The following is a 13,633-nucleotide window of genomic DNA, read 5'->3' on the forward strand; positions in this document are numbered from 1 at the left end:
GGAATCGGGAATCGGGAATCGGGAATCGGGAATCTGGAATCGGGAATCGGGAATCGGAAATCGGGAATCGGGAATCGGGAATCGGGAATCGGGAATCGGGAATCGGGAATCGGGAATCGGGAATCGGGAATCGGGAATCGGGAATCGGGAACAGAGGGGAAATTTTAAAATGGAATCCCGTAGGGTTTATTTCAGAACATCGCGTTTTTTTGAGGAGTAATTTTATCGAGATCCACGGAAACATGAAATCGAAAAAAAATGGAAATATATCCGAAAAAAAAATATACTAATCGTCAATGAATTGTGATAATTTTTTTCCCGACTCCCGACTCCCGACTCCCGACTCCCGACTCCCGACTCCCGACTCCCTACTCCCTACTCCCTAAAACCTAAGACGAAGTAGCTAATCCAATTGATCAATGGGATAAACAATTATCACAGCGATCGCATCTAAAGCCAACCGCTTCTTGAGTAAAACCAAATGCCTGTAGTAAAAATTGCCAACGACACTGGCGAGTTTTCAGGTATTGATTCATCTGAGACTGGGCTTGCTGTTGGATAGTACTAACCTGTGCTAGGGAGGAAGATTTTCGAGACCGGTGTTGTCGGTAATGGAATGGATCAATCCATTCTAGTTGACCAGCACTATCGAGGAGTGCTAAAGCTATGGCACCATTGGGAAACTCTTTGGCTACTTTGGCTACTTCTCCCTGGGCTGGTAATTGCTTTGCTAACTGTTGAGCTTGTTGGTATTGCGATCGCATTTGATGGGCAAAAAATTCTTGTCGTTGCTTATCCTCTGGATTGAACCATCCCGTTGGTTCACTGACTAAGGTCAAAGCATCCGCTGGTTTACCATCCCTGCCCCCACGACCTACTTCCTGAATATATTCCGATAAGAGTAAAGGTGCTTGGAAATGCACCACCCAGCGTACATCTGGCTTATTAATCCCCATACCAAAGGCACAGGTACATACCACAAATTGGGTCTCACCACTAATCCAGCTGGCTTCAATTTTCCGACGCTCCTGAGCACCCAAGCCAGCGTGGTAAGCTGCGGTGGAATACCCCAAGGAAGTAAACCATTGCGCTAACACTTCACTATCTTTTCGGGAACGGACATAGACTAACCCAGCTTGTTTAGGTCTGGCTTTAATATAGTTCAATACTCGTTGGCGACGTCCTTTGGGAGTCCAGACGGTTTGGACCTGGAGGTTAAGATTCTCTCGATAGGGGCTAATTAAAAATGTTTGGGGTTGTCGCAGTTGCAAGACTTTGCGGATGGTTTGTTGAGCCTTGGGGTCAGCGGTAGCAGTAAAGGATGCGATCGCAATTTTTGTTCCCTTGGGCTTACACTTAAGCAGTGCTGGTCTTACTGCACCCAAACGGCGATAAGCAGGTCTAAAGGTATCACCCCATTGAACCAAACAATGGGCTTCATCTAAAATCAATCCATTAATCTGAAGCTGTGGCTGACACAATCGTTTCCACACTGCTGCACTGAGTAGGGTTTCTGGGGATAAGTAGAGCAATCGCAGTTGCTGCTTTTCTAGAGCTTGAAGGGTTTGTTGCCGTTGGTAGCGAGGTAATTCACTATGTAACAGAGCAGCAGGTAATTTGCGATCGCGCAATTCCTGCACCTGATTTTCCATCAATGCTACCAGTGGAGAAATCACTAATGTTAATCCAGTTTGTAGTAAAGCTGGTAGTTGAAAACAAATCGACTTACCACCACCAGTAGGCAAAACAATTAAAGCATCCCGTTGTTCTAAAATCATCCGAATAATCTCACCTTGGGGAGGTCGAAAATCCTCGTAGCCCCAGAATCGTTTCAAGGCTGCACGAACATCATCCCATTGATGATTACTGGATTGATTAGTATTAGTATTATTACTAGTATTTTGAACAATCATCCTGCTTTTCTTCCGTTGATTCCTTTTAAGCTTAGAGAAATGCTGACCGGTTATACACCAGAATATCAACGGATTTTGCTAGGATGATTACTGAAACGATGTCCGTAAAATTTCTTAGTAAAGACATTGACTAACCACTCTAGCTCATAAACTGCGAAAACCATGAGATTCATTAGTCCCAAAACTGACTTTGCTTTCAAGAAAATCTTTGGCTCAGATCAAAGTAAGGATATTCTGATTTCCTTCCTCAATGCCATGATCTACTCCGGGGAGTCGGTAATCCAGGATTTAGAAATCCTTGACCCCTATAGTGCCGGGGATGTAGTGGAGTTAGAAGACACTTATGTGGATGTTTATCTCGATGTTAAGGCAGTATTAGAGGATCGAACAACTGTGCTGATTGAAATGCAAATCTGGAATGTGGAGGCTTTCGAGAAGCGAGTGGTCTATAACTTGTGCAAAACCTATGGGAATCAACTAAAGTCGGGACAGGGATATTTCGATCTCAATCCAGTCATTGCGTTAACCATCACGGATTTTAAGTTATTCCCATCAACCGAAAAAGTAATTAGCTGTTTTTACTTTCAAGAAAAAGAAGAGCACTTGCCTTATCAGGAAAATGAATTAGCGATGGTGTTTGTGGAACTTCCCAAATTCACTAAGCAGCTGGAAGAGTTAGAAAGTGTGATAGATAAGTGGATATATTTTATCAAAGAAGCACCCAGCTTAGAAATTATTCCTGACAATCTCAGGGAAATCCCACAGCTAGAAAAAGCCTTAACTATAGCGAATCAAGCGGGGTTGAGTGTGTCAGAATTGGAAAAACTCCGCAAGCAGGAGATGGTCTTGGAGGACACGCGAGGTGCATTGAGTCTAGCTCAACGGGAAGGAATAGAACAGGGAATAATACAGGGAATAGAACAGGGAATAATACAGGGAATAGAACAGGGAATAATACAGGGACGAGTACAAGGGGAAAAAAGGGTAATATTGCGACAGCTTGAGCGCCGTTTTGGCAAACTAAGCAGTAATATCATGGCATTAATCGAAGCTTTGACGAATCAAGACCTAGACCGTTTATCAGAAGCCATCTGGGATTTCCAGACCAGGGAAGACTTACTCAACTGGCTCCAACAGAACTCTAATTAAAAGCTAGTAATGTATCATAACTTGACTCAATAAACAAGATCCAGGTGCGATCAATTTTCTAGTTCAGATTCACTACACTATCTGAGATAGTGTTAACTTTGAACAATTTGCCTTGGCTTACGATAATATCTGTGTCTTGATGCAGTCGCTCATGGGGGAAACCCCCAAGACCGCGCTGCATCGCTAAATACTTAGCCGAAGAATACCCATCGGAGTTTTTTCATTGGCTATTGGGTGAAGAACCTCGCGATATTCAGGTACTTAAAACCGAATTAAGTGCTGAACCAATTCACGCTGATGCTCTGAGTCTACTGCAAAGTACTAACCAAATTCTGCACCTAGAATTTCAAACCCTACCCCAATCCCAGCCACCACTACCATTTCGGATGTTAGACTACTGGGTCAGACTACAACGTAAATACCGATGTCCCATTGACCAGGTCGTGATTTTCCTAAAATCTACGACCTCAGATCTGGTATTTACTAACGAGTTTAGGCATACTAACACCTGGCACCGTTATCGAGTAATTCGCTTGTGGGAGCAAGACCCTCAACCGCTGTTAGCCAATCGAGCGCTGTTACCCTTGGCAACTTTAGCTAGGAGTAATAGCCCTAATCGATTGTTAGAGCAAGTGGTTGCCCAAGTGGATAAAATTGAAGAAAAACCATTACGGGGAAACCTAGCAGCTTGTGTGGATGTACTGGCTGGTTTACGGTTTGATCAAGGTTTAGTTCGTCGATTATTGAGGGAGGAAATTATGGAAGAATCAGTCACCTATCAAGATATTATCCAAAAGGGAGTCCAAAAGGGACTCCAGCAGGGAATCGACCGAGGAAAGCAGGAGGAAGCCCTATTGCTTGTGATACGTCAGCTAACCCTGAGGTTAGGTTTACTTGACCCTGTGCTCCAACAGCAGATTGAGGGATTATCGATTACTCGATTGGAGGAATTGAGTGAAGCGTTGTTGGATTTTAAGACCGCAACGGATTTAGGGGTTTGGTTGGAGCACAGCTGACATTGAACTGTTAGTTTTCACCAGGATTTTTGGTGGGAAGATGATTTTGAAAAGACCTGATATAATCAGGTCTTTTTTAGATCTTATCTCAATCAGAATTGCTCGGGTAGCATAACTTGACTCAATAAACAAGATCCAGGTGCGATCAATTTTCTAGTTCAGATTCACTACACTATCTGAGATAGTGTTAACTTTGAACAATTTGCCTTGGCTTACGATAATATTTGTAAATACTTAGCCGAAGAATACCCATCGGAGTTTTTTCATTGGCTATTGGGTGAAGAACCTCGCGATATTCAGGTACTTAAAACCGAATTAAGTTCTGAACCAATTCAAGCTGATGCTCTGAGTCTACTCCAAAGTACTAACCAAATTCTGCACATAGAATTTCAAACCCTACCCCAATCCGAGCCACCACTACCATTTCGGATGTTAGACTATTGGGTCAGATTACAACGTAAATACCGATGTCCCATTGACCAGGTCGTGATTTTCCTAAAATCTACGACCTCACAGATGGTATTTACTAATGAGTTTAGGGATACTAACACCTGGCATCGTTATCGAGTAATTCGTCTGTGGGAGCAAGACCCTCAACCACTGTTAGCCAATCGAGCTCTGTTACCCTTGGCAACTCTAGCTAGGAGTAATAGCCCGAATCGATTGTTAGAGCAAGTGGTTGCCCAAGTGGATAAAATTGAAGAAAAACCATTACGGGGAAACCTAGCGGCCTGTGTGGATGTACTGGCTGGTTTACGGTTTGACAAAGATTTAGTCCGTCGATTGTTATTAGAGGAAGTTATGGAAGAATCAGTCACCTATCAAGATATTATCCAAAAGGGAGTCCAAAAAGGACTCCAGCAGGGACTCCAGCAGGGACTCGACCGAGGAAAGCAGGAGGAAGCGGTATTAATTGTGATCCGTCAACTAACCCTGAGGTTAGGTTTACTTGACCCTGTGCTCCAACAACAGATTGAGGGATTATCGATTACTCGATTAGAGGAATTGAGTGAAGCGTTGTTGGATTTTAATACCGCAACGGATTTAGCAGTTTGGTTGGAGAAATAAATCCCAATTTTTGAATGAAGAATGAAGAATTAAGAATTATAGATTCTACATTTTGCATTCTTCATTCTACATTCTTCATTCTGACAGACAACCTTGGCCAAAAGGCCACGCTACGCAAACAACCTCAGAACCTTGATAGATTAGGATTGCTCAAGAGGAATTCCGATTCAAACCACAGGAGTTATAACATGGCCGGAAAGCAAATCTTAATGCTCGTAGGTGACTTTGTAGAAGACTACGAAGTGATGGTTCCCTTCCAAGGGTTGCAGATGGTAGGACATACCGTTGATGCTGTCTGTCCTGACAAAAAAGCTGGGGACATTGTTCGCACAGCGGTTCATGACTTTGAAGGAGACCAGACTTACACTGAGAAGCCTGGTCACAACTTCACCCTCAATGCCACCTTTGATGGGATCAATCCTGAAGATTATGACGCCCTAGTGATTCCAGGGGGGCGAGCACCAGAATATATTCGCCTGAATCAAGATGTGATCAAAATCGTGCAGCACTTTGCCCAAGCCAACAAACCAATCGCAGCAATTTGTCATGGTGCTCAATTGTTGGCAGCAGCAGATGTAATCCAAGGTAAAAAATGTTCCGCTTATCCAGCCTGTGGTCCCGATGTTACCCGTGCTGGTGGAACCTATGCTGACATTCCAGTAGATGAAGCAATAGTAGACGGTAATTTAGTAACAGCTCCCGCTTGGCCTGCTCATCCCCGGTGGCTAGCAGAATTTCTCAAAGTTTTGGGTACTCGCATCGAGCATTCATAGCAGTTTTCAATGGGGTAAGGTATAAATTCCTGGGTTTTAGGGAGTAGGGAGCAGGGAGTAGGGAGCAGGGAGCAACTTTGAGATCAGTGCTGAACTATACCTTGTAAAGGTTAAGACATATTTCTGTTCCCTAACCCCCCTTACTAAGGGGGGTTAGGGGGGATTCCTGTTCCCTTGAAACCAAAAACTATGTCCTAAACTATACTTCTGTTGTTAATATTGCGGTACTGATGAATCAATTTCCTGACTCCAGGCGGTAATACCCCCTTTAACATTAATCCCTTCAATACCAGCCTCTTTCAAAATTCCCAAGGCTTTAGCTGAGCGACCTCCCTTCTTACAATGGGCAATCAAGCGATGACCATTAACCAGCTCCTTGACTTTTTCTACACCAGAACCCTGTTCAATATCCGGTAATGGCACTAGAACTGAGCCAGAAATCTTAGCAATGTCATACTCATGGGGATTGCGGACATCAATCAAAACAAAATCATCCGCACCACTATCGATGAGTTCCTTGAGCTCCTGGACATTCATCTCTTTGATATCCATCTGGCGTTTGGCTTCCTCTTCTTTAGCTTGGGGAATGCCACAGAATTGTTGATAGTCAATCAACTTCTCAATCACCGGTCGTTCTGGATTGAGTCCCAGTTTCAATTCCCGGAAGGTCATATTTAAAGAGTTGTACAGCAACAAACGTCCACTGAGGGTATCCCCCTGGCCTAAAATAATTTTGACCGTTTCCGTTGCTTGAATCACGCCAATAATTCCTGGCAGAATGCCCAAAACCCCTCCTTCTGCACAGGAAGGTACCATTCCTGGTGGTGGGGGCTCAGGGAACAAGTCGCGGTAGTTGGGACCACCTTCGTAATTAAACACTGTCGCCTGTCCCTCAAACCGGAAAATAGAGCCATACACATTTGGCTTATTCAGAAGTACACAGGCATCATTGACTAGGTAACGGGTGGGAAAGTTGTCCGTACCATCAACGATAATATCATAGGGTGCCATGATTTCCAAGGCATTCTCGGAATTCAGCAGGGTTTCGTAGAGGTCTACCTGACAGTGAGGGTTGATTTCTAGAATCCGCTCTTTGGCCGACTGAATTTTGGGTTTACCTACCCACGACGTCCCGTGAATTACCTGACGTTGAAGGTTAGAACTATCTACAACATCGAAATCTACTAGACCTAGGTTTCCAATTCCAGCAGCAGCAAGATAGAGCAATAGGGGTGAACCTAATCCACCACTACCTACACATAGGACACTGGCAGCTTTGAGGCGTTTTTGTCCATCTAACCCAACTTCGGGCAAAATCAGGTGTCGGGAGTAACGTTCGTATTCGTCTTTACTTAATTGGATTTCATCTAGATTGGGATTTAACATGGCATGTTGGGTTTGAAGCGGTAAGACTCAGGACTTAACCTTTGATAATGATAGTTTCTTCTGGCTGGAACTGGTGGTGTTCATCCAGGCTCCAACTTCTGAAGTCACAGGCTTTACCTTCCTCAACGGCAACAATAATATACGAGTATTGCTGCCAAGCGATCGCACGATCAAATTCTGAAGGTACCGCTGGGTGATCCGGATGAGAATGATAGATCCCGATTATATCCAGATTGCGATCGCGTGCGTCTTTTTGTGCCCGCAGTAGCACCTCAGGTGCAATGCTAAATCGGCGCTGTCTGCTATAATCTCCCTGAGGTTTGCCCTCAACCGTAGCATAGGCATCAGCTGCTTCACTATCCCAGTTGTTCGGTGTGGGTAATACTTCAACCAGAGTTTTCACCTCACCCCGGTGCTTACCCAATAGTAAACCGCAGCACTCTTCAGGATAGGTGCTCTCTGCGTGGTTTTGAATTGCCAGTTGATGCTCAGTGTCCAGTTTTAAGCCCATACCGATTTAACTATCACCATGTCTTGATGCAACTCTTTTTTGTTCACAGTTGAGTGTATATTACCGTCAACTGTCAACCGTTAACCAAAAATTATCAATTATCAAATTATCAATTATAATATCACTTGTAATAAGCGCGTTTGTATTTGAGTTGTGAACATAGGATTGATCGAAAAAGGGAACAGGGAACAGGGAACAGGGAACAGTAGTCAAGAGCTTGGAATAGTTTTTGGTTTTATCAAAAATCAGCAAGATTCTTCATGATATCTGTAGAAATGCTATAGGTAAAATATTGTCGGTTGTAATACGTATTAGTCTTCGGGGTTGGTCAAATTTAAATTAACAAGTCTCAAGTCACCAGTCTCAATCGTCAACTTTCAATTAACAAGTCGTTAAGGCACCAGGGTTTGATATGACTCCTAACCGCACTATAACAGCAAACAACGAAGAATATCGATTTTTTTTTCATGAGAATGCTGCCAATATTTTTAAACACCATGACCTGGAAGTAATAGAGTCATTGCAACGTCGAAAAATTTCGATTAGCAACATTATACCATTGGAACAGGTTTACAAGATATCTGTAAAAATCGGTAAAAATATTCCCTTTAAGTCAGTCAAAAAATTAGCCTTACAACAAATGGAGGCAGTAGGGGAATTTCTCCAATATTTTCAAATAAGCATCCTCGGTCAACCCACCAGTATCTTCCAACTCCATGAGATTGAAATTAAAATAGATAAAATTTTTACCCCTGGCTTAACCTATGAGGCCGGGAAACTACTAATCTCTATTCCTGACTCTTCCTTACCGTTTCAGTCCCGTTACCTTAGCGATCAGGAGCTGAAAAATCAATGGAATAAGGGTAATCATCTCTCTAAAAAGTCTCTGTCTCGTAAAGCTTGGTGGTTATTAAATCCAATCGGGGAATTTCGGACTAACCTCAGAACAGTGCTATGGCAAGCTGCCCAAAAGCAAATTTTAGGTATTGACAAACTATTACTTAAGTTTGGCTTAATTGATAGATATGATAGAAGTGAGCAAAGCAGTGATCAACCTAGCTTACTGTTCAACCAGAATACGCCACCACAAGACCAGGGGTTCAGAGAAGGTGCGATCGCATTGATCAAAAACTCTGTGAATGAAGAGAAGCTGGGAATAGACTTAGAAGTAGTACTTAAGGATCAAGATGAGGCTACCTTAGGGAAGCTGCTGGGATTATTTAGGCAAAACTTGGCAGACGCCGGTCAAATAGAAGAACTGATTGAAGCTGGTGCTTTAACCCTACAACAAGCCGTTTTCCATGAACAATCTGAAATTGATATTAAGATGTTTGGGTTTGTGAATGTCGGTAATTATCATCGCATTGATGTATCGCTGAATCTAAGTGCTGGTTACTTGAAAAAATATGTTGAATTGATTCCCAGAAAGGCTGTAATCAAAGCAATTCAATTTGGATTTGTTAACGTCTATACTATAGATGATATTACAGTAAATCCTAACTTTCATGGAGCAATTAAGCTCTATTGGGAAACCGCTGCTCTGGAAAAATCACTGCAAGAATTAAGTCTAGTTAATCTATCAGAGCAGTCAAGTCAGTAAACTTAAGCGGTCAGCATTCAGCGGTCAGCGGTCAGCGGTCAGCGGTCAGCTTCGTGGCACAGGCTTCCAGCCTGTGACTTCACTAAGATTAAACAAATGGTTAGCTGTTTTATTCAAAAGCACCTCAAGTAGCCTGGGTGGCACAGGCTTCTAGCCTGTGAAGTAGCGCATTAGCTGATAGCTGATAGCTTAAGTCATTACTCAATAGTCATAAGGGTAGTCAACACTCAAAAGTCATCAATCCCTTGTTAATTGACAATTGGCTATACTAATCCGTGTAGGAATTGTGAGAATTTTTGTTCCCTTTTCCCTACTCCCTGTTCCCTGTTCCCTGTTCCCTTTGGTATAGTAACCATTGACAATTAACAAGCAATTTTCTGCTTGCAATTATGGCCACTAGCAATCAATTGGAGTCGTTACTCCTACAACTCGATGATCGCAGCTACAAATCCTACAGAGATATCAAGGGTAGCTATCAGTTTCCAGATTTCACTCTAGTCATTGACAGGGTTCAGGGAGACCCCTTTGCCTCTCCTAGCCAAGTGCGCGTTTACTTACCCCAGTCAGTGGCTGGTTTCCCCAGTGAGCTGTATCGCACTGACAGCCGAGCCATCGCCCTAGAGGATTATCTAACTCGCTCATTTGATTGGGTAGCTCGGGAAATGAGCTGTCGGCGGGGTACCGGGAATAGTGGCTTGATTGCCATTACCCGTGTCGGGCAATCAGTACTGGAGCGCACCTCCGCTTTGGTGAGTGATGAAGGGGTAGAAATCCGGTTTGTGGTAGGATTACCAGCTCGTGGTCGTCGGATTTCTGGGCGTCAGGCCGCAGAAATGCTATGCCAAGATATCCCTGATATTATAGACCAATCCATTAAGTATGAAGTCCTCGATCCAGCTGCTATTAAGCATCATGTAGAAACAGTGGAAGATGCCGATTGGCTGCGTCAACAGCTGGCAAGCCGTGAATTAGTTGCTTTTATTCCTAACGGTGCCATTTTGCCACGGTCGAGTGGGGTGGATGACAAACCATTACAAGAGGATGCGATCGCATTTCAATCTCCCCAGACACTTCAAGTAGCATTCACTTGTCCCAATCGAGGATTAATTACCGGTATGGGAATCCCAGAAGGGATCACCTTGATTGTAGGAGGTGGCTATCATGGCAAATCCACAGTGCTCAAAGCCATTGAATTAGGAGTTTACAATCATATTCCTGGAGATGGACGGGAATTAGTAGTCACCAATCCCACCGCTGTCAAGATTCGTGCTGAAGATGGTCGGGGGATTTCTGGTGTAGATATTTCCCCATTTATTAATCAATTACCTCAAGGTCGCTCTACTGAAAAATTTTCCACCACCAATGCTAGTGGTAGCACCTCCCAGGCCGCAAATATTATCGAAGCACTTGAGGCCGGTACCAAGTTACTGTTGGTAGACGAAGACACAGCAGCAACTAACTTTATGATTCGCGATCGCCGTATGCAGGAGCTGATTGCTAAAGATAAAGAACCGATTACACCATTTATTGATAAAGTCCAACAGCTCTATACCGAGTATGGTGTTTCTACTATATTAGTCATGGGAGGCAGTGGAGATTACTTTGATGTAGCCGATACCGTCATTGCCATGGAAAACTTCCAACCCCAGGATGTCACCGAAAAGGCTCAGTTAATTGCCGAAAAATACTTTACCGAACGCACCGCTGAAGGCGGGAAACACTTTGGCACTATTACCCCACGGGTACCATTAGCCGATGGGATTGACCCCAGTCGTGGACGCAAAGCCGTAAAATTGAAAGTCCGAGATGTAGATGAAGTAGGGTTTGGCACAGAAAATATTGATTTATCTGCTGTTGAGCAGATTGTAGAAGTAGGTCAGTTAAGAGGAATTTCCAAAGCTCTTGTTTATGCTAAAGAGAAGTATATCGATGAACGATTGACCCTATCCGAAATTTTGGATCTGGTTATGAAAGATATTGAAGAAGAAGGATTGGATGTACTAACGTTCCTTCCTGAAGGGGATTTAGTCCAATTCCGCCCCTTGGAATTAGCAGCAGCGCTGAATCGATTGCGAACCCTGTCAGTGCTTTGAGGGTAATCGGGATCAACAGTGCTTTTAAAATTATCAATTATCAATTCTTGAAATAATGAAAATAGAAGACTATTTTGATTTTATTGCTCCTGATGATATTCGCATCAAAGGAACGCGAGTGGGCATTGAAAATGTGCTGTATGAGTACATTTATCGTAATCGTACTCCAGAAGAAATTCTTAACTGTTTTTACACCATTACCTTGGATCAAGTTTATGCCACAATTCTTTACTACTTAAACAACAAAGAAGTTGTCAGCCAATATATTTCTGACTGGCTGGAATGGAGTCATCAGCAACACAAAGCTCAAGAACTCAACCCTCCTCCAGGCATAGTTAGATTACGAAAATTAAAAGCGGAACAAGAAGCCAAGAATAAAACCTATGAGTCTGAATTATCTGCTGGATGAAAATGTAAATCCAGTCTATCAGATTCAACTACGTCGGCAAGCACCTGATTTAGTTGTTAGAGCTGTTGGAGATCCAGCCACTCCACCAAAAGGTACACAAGACCCAGAAATTCTATGCTGGTGTGAGGACTATGACTTTGTATTGGTAACCAATAACCGCAAGTCAATGCCTGTACACTTAGCAGATCACCTAACTGAAGGTAGACATGTACCAGGAATTTTTATTCTAAGTCCAAAGTTGAATATCGGTGAAACTATTCAACAGCTAATCTTTATAGCTGAGGCATCATTTGAAAATGAATACCAAGACCAAATTGTTCATTTGACAATGATATAAACTGATTAGATAGCGTGGGTTGATTAAGATAACGTTTTGCACCCTAGCCCCCTAAAATTAATGCAAGATCACAGTACCATGGCTTAAGCGCAATCATCCCATCATGCCCATACGTCAAACCTTAGACTTACCAGACATCCAACTGTCTTACCTAGAATGGAACCAAGGCCAAACTCCCTTGTTACTCTTACATGGCTTAGCGGACCATGGCCTAGTGTGGTCTAGCCTAGGGGATTACCTTGCCCCAAACTATCATATCGTTGCTCCAGATCTGCGCGGTCATGGGGAAAGTAGCAAGCCGGATCAAGGCTATACCTTTGATGATCACATCGCCGATTTAGAAGCGTTAATGGATCACCTAGCATGGTCTAGTGCTCATATCCTCGGTCACTCCTGGACTGGTAAATTAGTTCCAATCTGGGCTAAGCAAAATCCATCCCGATTGCGCAGCCTAATTTTGGTGGATCCCTTTTTCATCGGCAAAATTCCGATGTGGTTTAAGGTTCTGTTTCCCCTACTCTTCCGTGTGTTGCCTTTTGTAAAAGCTATGGGCCCCTTTGTCAGTTATGAGCAAGCGGAAGCACAAGCTAAACAATTAAAACAATACCGGGGTTGGAGTCCCTTTCAGCAAAATGTCTTTCAAGTCAGCATTGAACCTAAACCTGATGGCAGTTGGGGCAGTAAATTTGTGGTTCAGGCCAGAAATGAGATTTTTGAAGACGTGATGCGCGTGGCAGGACTCACGGAAATCATTGATATTCCTACGGTATTGATAGTACCAGAAAAGGGTCTTAATCGCTCGGATGGGCAGCTAAAACCTTATAAAACTTATCTAAAAAATTTAACTATTCGTCAAGTTCCTGGCAATCATTGGCCATTTTTAGTAGAGCCGGAAGAGTTTAATCGGGCTGTAGAGGTATTTTTGGAAGAGCAACAGCAAAAGCCATCTGAGTGTGAGGGATGACTTGTTGCTCTGATCTTTTTGCTCTGATGGTTCAGGATTAGACCATTAAATTTTATTACCCCCACTCCCTACTCCCTACTCCCTACTCCCTAGGAAAAAGTAATTCACCCAATTTAGCTGGTATAATTAAGTAGTACCAAGGGGATTAATAAAGGAGAGTCATGAGCCTTTTAGGAAACATTATCTGGTTAATCTTTGGTGGTTTAGTTGTTGGTGCCGGTTACATTATCGGTGGATTAGCGATGCAGCGCGGTCTTGGGGTTTCCCCCAAGACCGCGCTGCATCGCTTATTAGGATTTAATTTCATTAATTCGGTTACTAATTTTAGACAAACATCCTTAAAATTCATCCAGGTTTGACCATACAAACCAACGTAAAAACTGCTATGCCTCCGCTCCCTACGTCCAGATTCTT

14 protein-coding genes and 1 pseudogene are annotated in these 13,633 nt (G+C 43.2%); 9 read left to right on the forward strand and 6 right to left on the reverse strand.

Annotation, left to right across the window (positions count from 1 at the left end; translation table 11 throughout):
• Both F6K46_RS33560 and F6K46_RS33565 read right to left on the reverse strand, forming a co-directional pair.
• The coding region (locus F6K46_RS33560) for a hypothetical protein (RefSeq protein ID WP_293117797.1) at nucleotides 1–244 on the reverse strand (244 nt) is incomplete at its 3' end.
• Between the two features lie 172 nt (nucleotides 245–416).
• Nucleotides 417–1,913 (reverse strand): ATP-dependent DNA helicase RecQ, encoded by a 1,497-nt coding sequence (locus F6K46_RS33565; protein WP_293066296.1) that lies wholly within the window; start codon nucleotides 1,911–1,913, stop codon nucleotides 417–419.
• A 162-nt stretch (nucleotides 1,914–2,075) separates the two neighbouring features.
• On the opposite strand from F6K46_RS33565, the gene F6K46_RS33570 reads away from it, so the two are divergent.
• Entirely contained in the window at nucleotides 2,076–3,062 is a 987-nt protein-coding gene (locus tag F6K46_RS33570; protein WP_075897109.1) for an Rpn family recombination-promoting nuclease/putative transposase, read from the forward strand.
• A 58-nt stretch (nucleotides 3,063–3,120) separates the two neighbouring features.
• On the opposite strand, the gene F6K46_RS33575 is transcribed toward F6K46_RS33570, so the two are convergent.
• Entirely contained in the window at nucleotides 3,121–3,243 is a 123-nt protein-coding gene (locus F6K46_RS33575) for a hypothetical protein (RefSeq protein ID WP_269086954.1), read from the reverse strand.
• A 49-nt stretch (nucleotides 3,244–3,292) separates the two neighbouring features.
• On the opposite strand from F6K46_RS33575, the gene F6K46_RS33580 reads away from it, so the two are divergent.
• From F6K46_RS33580 to F6K46_RS33590, 3 genes are all read left to right on the forward strand, one after another.
• On the forward strand, nucleotides 3,293–4,078 hold the full coding sequence (locus F6K46_RS33580) for a DUF4351 domain-containing protein (RefSeq protein ID WP_293066293.1): 786 nt from the start codon (nucleotides 3,293–3,295) through the stop codon (nucleotides 4,076–4,078).
• 207 nt (nucleotides 4,079–4,285) lie between these two features.
• Nucleotides 4,286–5,146 carry an Rpn family recombination-promoting nuclease/putative transposase gene (locus tag F6K46_RS33585; RefSeq protein WP_293066291.1) on the forward strand — a complete coding sequence of 287 codons (861 nt, stop codon included), beginning with the start codon at nucleotides 4,286–4,288 and terminating at the stop codon, nucleotides 5,144–5,146.
• Between the two features lie 188 nt (nucleotides 5,147–5,334).
• The gene (locus F6K46_RS33590; RefSeq protein WP_293066300.1) at nucleotides 5,335–5,919 is read left to right on the forward strand and encodes a DJ-1/PfpI family protein; all 585 of its coding nucleotides are present in this window, start codon (nucleotides 5,335–5,337) and stop codon (nucleotides 5,917–5,919) included.
• A gap of 213 nt (nucleotides 5,920–6,132) precedes the next feature.
• Here F6K46_RS33590 and moeB read toward each other — a convergent pair whose 3' ends face one another.
• On the reverse strand, nucleotides 6,133–7,305 hold the full coding sequence (moeB, locus tag F6K46_RS33595) for a molybdopterin-synthase adenylyltransferase MoeB (RefSeq protein WP_293066289.1): 1,173 nt from the start codon (nucleotides 7,303–7,305) through the stop codon (nucleotides 6,133–6,135).
• Nucleotides 7,306–7,339: 34 nt separating this feature from the next.
• Nucleotides 7,340–7,816, reverse strand: a complete 477-nt coding sequence (locus F6K46_RS33600) for a M67 family metallopeptidase (RefSeq protein ID WP_075896373.1) — start codon at nucleotides 7,814–7,816, stop codon at nucleotides 7,340–7,342.
• A gap of 412 nt (nucleotides 7,817–8,228) precedes the next feature.
• Between F6K46_RS33600 and F6K46_RS33605 the strand changes: the two genes are divergently transcribed.
• The 5 genes from F6K46_RS33605 (at nucleotide 8,229) to F6K46_RS33625 (ending at nucleotide 13,219) form a co-directional block, all read left to right on the forward strand.
• Nucleotides 8,229–9,416: a hypothetical protein gene (locus F6K46_RS33605; protein ID WP_293066288.1), complete on the forward strand. Its 1,188-nt coding sequence runs from the start codon at nucleotides 8,229–8,231 to the stop codon at nucleotides 9,414–9,416.
• A 389-nt stretch (nucleotides 9,417–9,805) separates the two neighbouring features.
• Complete coding sequence (locus tag F6K46_RS33610) at nucleotides 9,806–11,509, forward strand: ABC-ATPase domain-containing protein (protein WP_293066286.1); 1,704 nt, start codon at nucleotides 9,806–9,808, stop codon at nucleotides 11,507–11,509.
• A gap of 55 nt (nucleotides 11,510–11,564) precedes the next feature.
• A complete protein-coding gene (locus tag F6K46_RS33615; protein ID WP_293066284.1) occupies nucleotides 11,565–11,918 on the forward strand; it encodes a DUF433 domain-containing protein in 354 nt (117 codons plus the stop codon).
• Entirely contained in the window at nucleotides 11,893–12,255 is a 363-nt protein-coding gene (locus tag F6K46_RS33620; RefSeq protein ID WP_293066281.1) for a DUF5615 family PIN-like protein, read from the forward strand. The genes F6K46_RS33615 and F6K46_RS33620 overlap by 26 nt, the downstream gene beginning before the upstream one ends.
• Before the next feature lie 103 nt (nucleotides 12,256–12,358).
• Nucleotides 12,359–13,219 (forward strand): alpha/beta hydrolase, encoded by an 861-nt coding sequence (locus F6K46_RS33625; RefSeq protein ID WP_293066278.1) that lies wholly within the window; start codon nucleotides 12,359–12,361, stop codon nucleotides 13,217–13,219.
• A gap of 220 nt (nucleotides 13,220–13,439) precedes the next feature.
• Here the strand turns inward: F6K46_RS33625 and F6K46_RS33630 are convergent.
• Nucleotides 13,440–13,633, reverse strand: a pseudogene (locus F6K46_RS33630) (hypothetical protein); the annotation flags it as partial.

Origin of the sequence: Moorena sp. SIO3E8, assembly GCF_010692445.1 — a bacterium.
Taxonomy (GTDB): domain Bacteria; phylum Cyanobacteriota; class Cyanobacteriia; order Cyanobacteriales; family Coleofasciculaceae; genus Moorena; species Moorena bouillonii.